Here is a 7,705-nt window from a genome sequence, read left to right as displayed (position 1 = left end):
GGGTGCGGGGGGGGGGCGGGCGCCCCGCGGTTCACCTCGCCCCCCTCCGCCGCCCCCCGCCCGGCCCCCGGGGCCCGTGCGGCCGCCGCGGCGGCCTGGCCGCGTCGACCGCGCTGCCGGCCGTGGTGGCCCGCCTGCTGCCCGACGCCATCCAGGACGGCCCGGTCACCGACTACCTGCCGGAACTCGACCGGATCGTGGCGTCGGCCCGGCAGGAGGACCCGGCCGTGCTGGCCGGGCTCGCCGAGATCGGCCGGCACCTCGGGCACGGGGCGTCGATCCTGGCGAACCTGCTCAACCCGGAGGCGATCGTGGTCGGCGGGCACTTCGCCACCCTCGCGCCCTGGCTGCTGCCGGCCGCCCGCGCGGAACTGGTCGCCCGGACCCTCGCCCCGCAGGCCGGGGGCTGCCGCCTCGACGCCTCCACGCTGGACTCCGCCGCCCCCGCGCTGGGCGGCGCCACCGCCGCGTTGGCCACCATCGAGGCCGGTCGACTCCCCGCCGGTTGATCCGGGGGCCGGTCACCTCTTGACCGGCCGACGCGCAGGTGCCAACCTCGAACCGCCGCCCCGTCGTTCGGGCACCCGGGGCGGCACGTTTTCCGCAGTCGTCGAAGCGCTTCGCCGCTCCGGGCCGACGACCGCCACCACCCTCACTCCGCGATGCCGCACGTCACCACGGCCGTCGAAACGCTTCGACCGCCGGCCGGACGCCTCACCGCGAGCCACCGGAAGGTAACCGCAGATGAACGACCCCACCGGACCGTCCCCCGAAACGCACGCCGACGAGCTGCTGGCCCAGCTCACCCTGCCGGAGAAGATCGGCCTGCTGCACCAGTGGCAGGCCCCCGTGCCCCGGCTGGGCCTGCCCGGCTTCCGCACCGGCACCGAGGCGTTGCACGGGGTCGCCTGGCTCGGCCCGGCCACCGTCTTCCCGCAGGTCGTCGGCCTGGCCAGCAGCTGGAACCCCGACCTGATCCGGGCCGTCGGCGACGCCGTCGGCACCGAGGTGCGGGTCAAACACCAGGCCGACCCCGCCGGCGTCGGGCTCAACGTGTGGGCGCCGGTGGTCAACCCGCTGCGCGACCCCCGCTGGGGCCGCAACGAGGAAGGCTGGTCGGAGGACCCGTGGCTGACCGGCCGGCTCGCCACCGCCTACGCGTCCGGGCTGCGCGGCGACCACCCCCACCGGCTGCGCACCGCCCCGACGGTGAAGCACTTCCTCGGCTACAACAACGAGACCGACCGGGCCACCACCTCCAGCGACCTGCCACCCCGGGTCCTGCACGAGTACGAACTGCCCGCGTTCCGCGCGCCCCTCGCCGCCGGTGCGGCGGTCGCCGTGATGGCCTCCTACAACCTGGTCGACGGGGTGCCCGCGCACCTGAGCCCGCTGCTGAACGACGAACTGCGCCGGTGGACCAGCCACGAGGTGATGGTCGTCGGTGACGCCGGGGCGGTCACCAACATCGCCGGCGTGCAGGGCCACCTGCCCGACCACGTCACCGGATTCGCCGCCGCCCTGCGCGCCGGCATCGACAACTTCACCGAGGACGACACCGACAGCGCACCGACCGTCCAACGCCTGACCGAAGCCCTGCGCCGGGGGCTCGTCGACGAATCCGACGTGGACCGGGCGGTCCGCCGCATCCTCAGCATCCGCATCCGCCTCGGCGACCTGGACCCACCCGGGCAGGACCCGTTCGCCGGGGTCTGCCCCGACGTGCTCGACAGCCCCGCCCACCGGGACCTGGCCCGTGAGGCCGCCCGCCAGTCGATCGTGCTGCTCGACAACGACGGGCTGCTGCCACTGCCCACCCGCACCCCACCCCGGGTCGCGGTCCTCGGCCCGCTCGCCGACACCGTGTACGAGGACTGGTACAGCGGCACCCTGCCGTACGCGGTCACCGTCCGGGAGGGCCTCGCCCGGGAACTGCCCACCGTCACCCACCACTGCGGGGCCGACCGGATCGCGTTGCGCGTCGGCGACCGGTACGTCCGCTGCCCCCGCTCCTCCGAGGGTGGGCCGCTGACCGCCGACGACGGCCGCGACGGCACCTGGTTCGACGTGTTCGACTGGGGGCAGGACGTGGTGGCGCTACGCGCCGTCGCCAACGGCCGGCACGTCGGTGCCGACGACGACGGGGCACTGGCCAACGACCGTCCCGGACCGGGCGGCTGGATCGTGCGGGAGACGTTCCGCCTCCGGCACCGCCCCGACGGCACCACCCTGCTGCACCACCTCGCCACCGGCGCGTACGTGCGGGTCGACGAGGACGGGCGGCTGCGCGCCGACGCCACCGACCCGGACACCGCCACCGCGTTCACCGTCGAACTCGTCGCCGACGGCGTGGCCGAGGCCGCCGCGCTGGCCGACGCCGCCGACGTGGCCGTCGTCGTCCTCGGCAACCACCCGATGGTCAACGGCCGGGAGACCGAGGACCGCGTCGACCTGGCCCTGCCCGCCGGGCAGGAACGGCTGCTGCACGCCGTGCACGCCGCGAACCCGCAGACGGTGCTGGTACTCACCAGCAGCTACCCGTACGCGGTGGGCTGGGCGCACGAGAACCTGCCGGCGGTGCTGTGGTCGGCGCACGGCGGGCAGGAACACGGCACCGCCCTGGCGCAGGTGCTGCTCGGCGCAGCCGACCCCGGCGGCCGGCTCACCCAGACCTGGTACCCCGACGCCGCCGACCTGCCCGACCTGCTCGACTACGACGTGATCGGCGCCGACAGCACCTACCTCTACTACCGGGGCGAGCCGCTGTACCCGTTCGGCCACGGCCTGAGCTACGCCCGGTTCCACTACGCTGACCTGCGGGTGGACCCGCCGACGGTGACCGCCGGCGACGAGGTCGAGGTGAACGTCGAGGTCACCAACACCGGCGACCGGGAGGGTGAGGAGACCGTGCAGCTCTACACCCGGCAGCGCCGCTCCCGGGTCAAGCAGCCGCTGCGGCAGCTGCGCGACTTCACCCGGGTCACCCTCGCCCCCGGCCAGCGGCGCACCGTCACCCTGCGGCTGCGCGCCGACGACCTGACCTGGTGGGACGAGCAGCGCGGCGGCCCGGTGCTGGAGGACGCCACCCACACCCTGCTGGTCGGCCGCTCCGCCCGCGACATCCGCGCCGTCGGCGCGGTGACCGTGCACACCCGCGCCGCCGCGCCGCAACCCCGCCCCACGGTGACCGCCGGCGGTGCCCGGTGACCGGCACGTCCGGGCGCAGCCGCAAGTCGTCCGACCAGGTCACCATCGTCGACGTCGCCCGGCACGCCGGGGTGGCGGTCAGCACCGTGTCGTACGTGCTCAGCGGCAAACGGGCCATCTCCGAGGTGACCCGCACCCGGGTGCTGGCCAGCATCCGGGAACTGGGCTACCACCCCAACGCCGGGGCGCGGGCGCTGGCCAGCCGACGCGCCAACACCATCGCCCTGGTGCTGCCGCTACGCGCCGGCATGCAGGTGCCGGTGGTGATGCAGTTCGCGATCGCGGTGGTCACCACGGCCCGCCGCTTCGACCACGACGTCCTGCTCGTCACCTCCGACGAGGGGCCGTCGGGGCTGCGCCGCATCGCCGGCAGCGCCATGGTCGACGGGATGCTGGTGATGGACGTCGAGCTGGACGACTCGCGGGTGCCGCTGCTGCGGGACCTGACCCGACCCAGCGTCCTGATCGGCGTCCCCGCCGACCCGACCGGCCTGACCTGTGTGGACCTGGACTTCCACCGCGCCGGTCAGGTGTGCGTGGACCACCTGGCCCGGCTCGGGCACCACCGGGTGGCACTGCTCGGCGCTCCCGCCGCCGTCTACGACCGGGGTACCGGCTTCGCCCACCGCACCCGCGCCGGGGTGGCCGCCGCCGCCGACCGGCACGGCGTCACCGTCGTCACCCAACCCTTCGAGGAGGGGCCCGCCGCGATCCGTCAGGAACTCGCCGACCTGCTCGACCGGCACCCCGACCTGTCGGCGCTGGTGGTGCAGAACGAGGCGGCCGTCGGGCCGGTGCTGGCCTGCCTGCCGACCCTGGGACGGCGGGTGCCGCAGGACATGTCGGTGGTGGCGATCTGCCCCGACCAGTTCGCCGAACAGGCCGCACCCCGGATCACCTCGGTGCCGGTGCCCGCCGAGGAGATCGGCCGGCAGGCGGTGGCGTTGCTGATGCGCAAACTGCACGACGAGCCGGTGCCGGAGGTGACGCTGCTGCCGCCCCGGTTGACCATCCGGGACAGCACCGCCGCGCCGACGGCCCGGACCCCCCGGTGACCGGCGGGCCACCCCCGTCGGCACACCGGATCTGGGACGACGCCCCGGCCGCCGACTGGCCCGACGCCTTCCTCACCGGCAACGGCGAGTACGGACTGATGGTCCCCGGTGACCCGCACGCCGAACGGCTGGTGGTCAACCACCACCGGTTCGTGCTGCCCAACGGCACCCACGACGCGCGGGCACCGAACCTGGCCGCGTTGCTGCCCCGGATCAGGGAACTGGTCCTCACCGGCCGCCGCGCCGAGGCCGGTGAACTGCTCACCGGCGGCCGGGACCTGGCGTGGACCCAGTCGTACCATCCGGGGTTCGCGCTGACCGTCGACGCCCCCGCCACGACGGTGCGTGACTACCGGCGGCACACCGACTTCACCACCGGCGAGGTGGTGGTGCGGTGGTCCGGGCGGCGGCGACGCAGCTTCGTCTCCCGCGCCGACCGGCTGGTCGTCACCCACCTCGACCAGGGCGACTGCGTCGTCGGGGCGACCGGTGACCTGCCCGGCCGCCCCGACACGGTGCGCTACGACACCACCGCCTACCGCCACGACGGGCTGGTGTTCCTGCGGGTGCGGGGCCGCTACCCCGACGTCGGCGGCGCGTACGGCTTCGAGGCGGTGACCCTGGTGCGGGGCGACGCCGAACCCGCCGGTGACCGGGTGCTGGTACGCGGACCGGCGCTGCTGACCACCGTCCTGGACCGCACCGCCACCGCGGCGTGGCCCACCGCCGCACAGCAGCGGCGACTCGCCGGGCACCCGGCCGACTACCCGACGCTGCTGGCCCGGCACGTCACCCGGCACACCGTCCCCTACCGGCGGGTCGACCTGGACCTGGCGGTGCCGGCCGCCGACCGGGACCTGCCCGTGGGTGCGCTGCTCGCCCGGCAGGCCACCGCCGGTGACCGGTTGGACCCGGCGCTGCTGGAACGTCTCTTCCACGCCGGCCGGTACCTGCTGTTCAGCGCCAGCGGCGTGCTGCCACCCCGACTGACCGGCATCTGGACGGGGTCCTGGGACGCGGCCTGGGCGGGGGACTTCACCACCGACGCGAACCTCAACCTGCAACTGGCCGGCGCGAACGTCGGCGCGTTGCCGGAGGTGACCGCCGCGCACGCCCGGCTGGTCCGCGCCCAGGTCGACCACTGGCGGGACAACGCCCGCGCCGTCTACGGGGCACGGGGCCTGCTCGCGCCCAGCCGCACCGACGGTGAACACGGGCACCTGTTCCACGTCCACCCGCACTGGCCGTTCACCGCGTGGCTGGCCGGCGCGCACTGGCTGCTGCACCCCCTCTACGAACACCACCAGGTGACCGGGGAACCGCTGGGGGAGGTGGCGGGGTGGCTGGCGGAGGTGGCCGACTTCTTCACCGACGTGCTCACCGACGTCGACGGGCAGCCGGCGCTGGTGCCGTCGTACTCGCCGGAGACCGGGCCGCTCGACGGGACCGGCCGGCCGGTGCCGGTCGCCGTGAACGCCACCATGGACGTCGCCGCCGCCCGGCACGCCATGACGGTCGCCGCCGAGGTGACCGGGTCGCGGCGGTGGGCGGCGGTACGGGACCGGCTGCCCGGCTACCGCATCGACGCGCGGGGCGCGCTGGCCGAGTGGGCGTGGCCCGGCTACCGCCCCGACGACGACCACCGGCACGTCAGCCACCTCTACCCGGTGTGGCCTACCGGGGAGATCGACCCCGAGGACACCCCGGAGTTGGCGGCGGCGGCGCACCGGGCGTTGACGGTCCGCGGCGACGAGGACGGCTCCGCCCACGGCATCCTGCACCGGGCCCTGGTGGCCGCCCGGCTCGGCGACGGGCCGCTGGTCGGGGCGTACCTGCGGCGGATCGTCGCGGCGGACATGTTCTTCCGGTCGCTGATGAGCGCCCACAACCCGGGCCGGGTGACCTACAACGCCGACGCCGCGCACACCCTGCCGGCGGTGCTGATCGAGGCGCTGGTGCAGACCCGCCCGGGTCTGCTGCGGTTGCTGCCGGCGCTGCCGCCGGGCCTGCGACGGGGGACGCTGCGCGGGGTGACCTGCCGGGGCCGGCTCACCGTCGAGGAGCTGACCTGGGACGACGGTCGGGTCACCGCCCGGCTGGTCGCCGCCACCAGCCGACGGATCCGGGTCCGCAGCCCCTACGGCGACACCGACTGCGACCTGCCGGCGGGCACCCCGGTTCGGGTGACCCACCGCCGGTGACCCGCCCACGGTCCGGCAGGCACGCGGGTCACAGCGCGTCGGGCCGGCACAGGGCGGGATGCCGCTGCCCGGGCCGCGCGAACCAGGGGGCGTCGTCGGGGGCGGCGGCGGTGTCCAGCCGCAGCCGCGCCCACTCGTCCAGCTGCGGCAGCGCGTCCGGGGCGAACCAGCCGACCTCGGTGGACTCGTCGCCGTCGGCGCGGGGTCGCCCACCGACCGGCCGGCACCGGAACCACACGTTGAGGTATTCGCAGGCGTCACCGTTGGGGTACACCACCGGGTGGGTGGCGACCCCGGCGAGCCGGTCGACGACGACCCGGACCCCGGTCTCCTCCCACACCTCCCGCACGACCGCGTCGGCGGGCTGCTCACCCGGGTCGACCACGCCGGCCGGCAGCGACCAGCGGCCGTTGTCGCTACGGCGGGCCAGCAGCACCCGACCGGCGTCGTCGTGGACCACCCCGGTCACCCCGGGCAGCAGCAACAGGTCGTGTCCGACGTGGGCGCGCAACTTCACGATGTACGGGGAGACGGCCACCGGCCCACCGTAACGGTCCCGGCGACGGCGCGGGTCGTACCGGTGGTGGGGGTGTGCCCGGGCAGCCTCTAGACTTCCCCGTCGATGGACCCGCAGCCCACCACCCCCGCCGACCTGCGTCCCTGCGCGCACTGTGGACGTGACGTGCCGCAACGTGCCGGTGCGGGACGCCCGTTCCGGTACTGCCGGGACAACGACGGCGCCTGCCAGCGGGCGTCGCGCAACTCGCGGATGCGCCACCGCAACGCCCCCGGACTGCCCGGTCAGGTGGCCCGCACCTGGGAGGTCGTCGACCGGCTCGACCAGGTGGTGCAGACCCTCACCGAGGCGTTGCACGCCGAGTTGTCCCCGGCGGGGGTGCAGCGGCAGCTCGCCCAGGCCCGCGCCGACGCCGCCACCGAGATCGCCGCCGCGCACACCGCCCGCGACGAGGCCCGCGAGGCCGCCGAGACGGCCGCCGCCGACACCGCCCGCGCCCGGCAGGAGACCCGGGCCGCGCTCGCCTCAGCCGACGCGGCCCAGCAGCGCGCCGAGCAGGCCGACACCCGCGCCGCCGCCGCCCGGGAACAGGCCGAACAGGCGCTCACCGCCGCCGACACGGCCCGCCGGGACGCCGCCGCCGCCCAGGCGCTGCGGGTGCAGGCCGAACGGGACCGCGACGCCGCCCGCCACGAGCTGCGGACCCTGCGCGCCGAACGGGACAC

General features: G+C 75.7%; 5 protein-coding genes and 1 pseudogene. 5 read left to right on the top strand and 1 reads right to left on the bottom strand.

The annotated features are described in order from the left end of the window. The 4 genes from ACOJTC_RS04080 to ACOJTC_RS04065 all read left to right on the top strand — a co-directional run. Positions 1 to 509 (top strand): ROK family protein (locus ACOJTC_RS04080; RefSeq protein WP_420115806.1); only part of this gene is annotated, 509 nt, incomplete at its 5' end. A 235-nt stretch (positions 510 to 744) separates the two neighbouring features. Beyond that, the gene (locus ACOJTC_RS04075; protein ID WP_420115805.1) at positions 745 to 3,207 is read left to right on the top strand and encodes a glycoside hydrolase family 3 C-terminal domain-containing protein; all 2,463 of its coding nucleotides are present in this window, start codon (positions 745 to 747) and stop codon (positions 3,205 to 3,207) included. Further along, positions 3,204 to 4,262, top strand: a complete 1,059-nt coding sequence (locus ACOJTC_RS04070; protein ID WP_420115804.1) for a LacI family DNA-binding transcriptional regulator — start codon at positions 3,204 to 3,206, stop codon at positions 4,260 to 4,262. The genes ACOJTC_RS04075 and ACOJTC_RS04070 overlap by 4 nt, the downstream gene beginning before the upstream one ends. After that, a complete protein-coding gene (locus ACOJTC_RS04065) occupies positions 4,259 to 6,463 on the top strand; it encodes a glycosyl hydrolase family 95 catalytic domain-containing protein (RefSeq protein ID WP_420115803.1) in 2,205 nt (734 codons plus the stop codon). The genes ACOJTC_RS04070 and ACOJTC_RS04065 overlap by 4 nt, the downstream gene beginning before the upstream one ends. Before the next feature lie 28 nt (positions 6,464 to 6,491). Here ACOJTC_RS04065 and ACOJTC_RS04060 read toward each other — a convergent pair whose 3' ends face one another. Continuing rightward, a complete protein-coding gene (locus ACOJTC_RS04060) occupies positions 6,492 to 7,001 on the bottom strand; it encodes an NUDIX hydrolase (RefSeq protein ID WP_420115802.1) in 510 nt (169 codons plus the stop codon). Positions 7,002 to 7,085: 84 nt separating this feature from the next. Here ACOJTC_RS04060 and ACOJTC_RS04055 point away from each other — a divergent pair. Then, a pseudogene (locus tag ACOJTC_RS04055) lies at positions 7,086 to 7,705 on the top strand (hypothetical protein); the annotation flags it as partial.

Origin of the sequence: Micromonospora sp. (genome assembly GCF_048594385.1) — a bacterium.
In the GTDB taxonomy this organism is placed as follows: Bacteria; Actinomycetota; Actinomycetes; order Mycobacteriales; family Micromonosporaceae; genus Micromonospora; species Micromonospora wenchangensis.
The sequence above is the reverse complement of the archived record's forward strand: the minus strand, read 5'-3'. Positions and strand labels throughout refer to the sequence as shown.

Bases quoted from the DNA above. Each gene is read 5' to 3' on its own strand.
- ACOJTC_RS04075 (WP_420115805.1), top strand. From the start codon at position 745: ATGAACGACCCCACCGGACCGTCCCCCGAAACGCACGCCGACGAGCTG.